The sequence below is a fragment of the Fibrobacter sp. genome, assembly GCF_045112255.1.
Lineage (GTDB): Bacteria > Fibrobacterota > Fibrobacteria > Fibrobacterales > Fibrobacteraceae > Fibrobacter.
The window spans coordinates 1-2,046 of record NZ_JBGUHR010000052.1 but is presented as its reverse complement, the minus strand read 5'-3'; the positions used below and the strand labels follow the sequence as shown (position 1 = coordinate 2,046).

Genomic DNA, 2,046 nt, shown 5'->3' with positions numbered 1-2,046 from the left:
CCACCTTTTTCTTGTTGCCCAGAGAAAGGTCTGCAATCTTGCGGGACAAATCCAGATTGAGCCTGTCGGCAAGCTCCTTCATCTTTGCCTTGCAGTCCATGCCGTACAGATCGGCGGTGTACTGCATAAGTTCACGGACTTTCATGTTTTCGTAATAGCTGTTCTCGCTGGGCAGATAGCCCACATCCTTGGCAATGACGCTGGCCTTGGAGTGACAGTCCAAACCGAAGATAGATGCACTGCCTCCGGTGGGACGGATCAGCCCCATTAGGGTGCGGATTGTGGTGGACTTACCCGCACCGTTGGGGCCGATAAAGCCGAAAAACTCTCCCTGGTTGACAGAGAAGCTGAGGTTATTGATTCCTCGATGCTTCCCATAGTGCTTGGTCAGTTCATTCAAGACAATCGCTTGTTCACTCATTTCAAATACTCCTCCTTATAAAAATTTTTCCGCAAAATCGCGATGTTCTTTTGAAAATCATCCATGACGGTATCAAAATCAAAAGTGTCCGCTCCACGGTATCGGGCCGCATAGCCCTCGGCCATCAGCAGAAGCATTTGGAATACAGGGCCAGCATCTTCCGGGTTCTTGAATTTCAAAGCGTCATCTTCCCGCAAAATCATATCGTTTCTGAACTTGCAGGTTTCTTCCGTCAGGATGACCAGCGAATCCAGCACATCGGGAGAAGTTTCCTCCCAGACGCTGGAAATAAATTGGAGAATGAAGGGCTGTGTTTTGAAACTCTCCATTTCTATTTTGCTGGAAGTCATGATCCTGTCGAACAAATCTGTTTGGGAATCGAGTGCTTCCTTATCAAATATTCCCTCTATGATTTTCTTGCAGTATTCCAGCAGGTAAATGTAGAGATGCTTTTTACTGCCAAAATACTGAAACACAGACGCTTTGGAAATGTGTGCGGCTACCGCAATATCATTGATTGAGGCTTTTTCATAACCAAACTTGCCGAAGCACTGGAGCGCCGCATTGAGAATGGTCAATCTCTTTTCTTCGGTCAGGGCCAAAAATTTGTCCAATTCATTTCCTCCTTTTTACACAATAACCGTTTCGGTTATTTAGAGTATAGCACCAATAACCGAAACGGTCAAGTATTTTGGAGTATGATTCAAAAGTTTTCTTTTTATACTGTTAGACCAACGAAGATTACATCTACCGCGAATTCACGATAGATTTCTTTAAGTTGGATTTAAACTCCCTTCCAAAGAATGCATCTTCCCTGAAATTCACCAAGTTCGATTCCCATACCATGGCACTTTGTTTGACTCTGCATGTGAATCTCGGTCTTTCTCTCAGAAAAACCAAGCAGGCACTCCTTGATCTTTACGGTATTGACATCTCACATCAGAGCATTGCCAACTACTGCAAATCTGCCGCCATGTGTATCAAACCCTTTGTAGACCATTACGATTACGGCACAGGCTCTGTATTCACTGCTGATGAAACCTACATTAAAATCCGTGGCGTTAAAGCCTACATCTGGTTCATTATGGATGCGGCAAAACGTTCCATCATTGGCTACCAGGTCTCGGATAATCGTGGTGTCGGTCCTTGTATCCTTACAATGAGAATGGCTTTCCGGAACCTAAAAGAACTTCCAAAAAACTTTAAATTCATTGCGGATGGATACAGCGCCTATCCATTGGCTGCACAGCAGTTCTTCCATGAATTTGGAGATAAATTCAAGTTCGATATTACCCAGGTAATTGGTCTTACCAACGACGATGCGGTGTCAAAAGAGTTCCGTCCATACAAACAGATGATTGAAAGACTCAACCGTACATACAAGGCCTCTTACAGACCCACAAACGGCTTTGACAACATCGACGGTGCCAACTATGATCTGGCTCTATGGGTTGCTTACTACAACTTTCTCCGCCCACACAAGCATGTCGGCTACAAAGTACTGAACGAAGTAGAAATGCTCAAAGGCGCTGATAACATGCCTGGAAAATGGCAGCTTCTCATCTTCCTCGGCCAGCAGACCATCCTTAATCTTCAAAATCAGGCATCTGCATAATGGAGCGGAA

The 2,046-nt window shown here is 44.8% G+C and carries 2 protein-coding genes and 1 pseudogene; 1 reads left to right on the top strand and 2 read right to left on the bottom strand.

Translation table 11 applies throughout. The annotated features are described in order from the left end of the window. Together ACJMM9_RS07310 and ACJMM9_RS07305 are read right to left on the bottom strand one after the other, a co-directional pair. The coding region (locus ACJMM9_RS07310; RefSeq protein WP_405325215.1) for an ATP-binding cassette domain-containing protein at positions 1 to 421 on the bottom strand (421 nt) is incomplete at its 3' end. Then, complete coding sequence (locus ACJMM9_RS07305) at positions 418 to 1,035, bottom strand: TetR/AcrR family transcriptional regulator (protein ID WP_405325213.1); 618 nt, start codon at positions 1,033 to 1,035, stop codon at positions 418 to 420. The genes ACJMM9_RS07310 and ACJMM9_RS07305, both read right to left, overlap by 4 nt. A gap of 128 nt (positions 1,036 to 1,163) precedes the next feature. Here ACJMM9_RS07305 and ACJMM9_RS07300 point away from each other — a divergent pair. After that, a pseudogene (locus ACJMM9_RS07300) lies at positions 1,164 to 2,036 on the top strand (transposase); the annotation flags it as partial. Between the last annotated feature and the right edge of the window lie 10 nt (positions 2,037 to 2,046).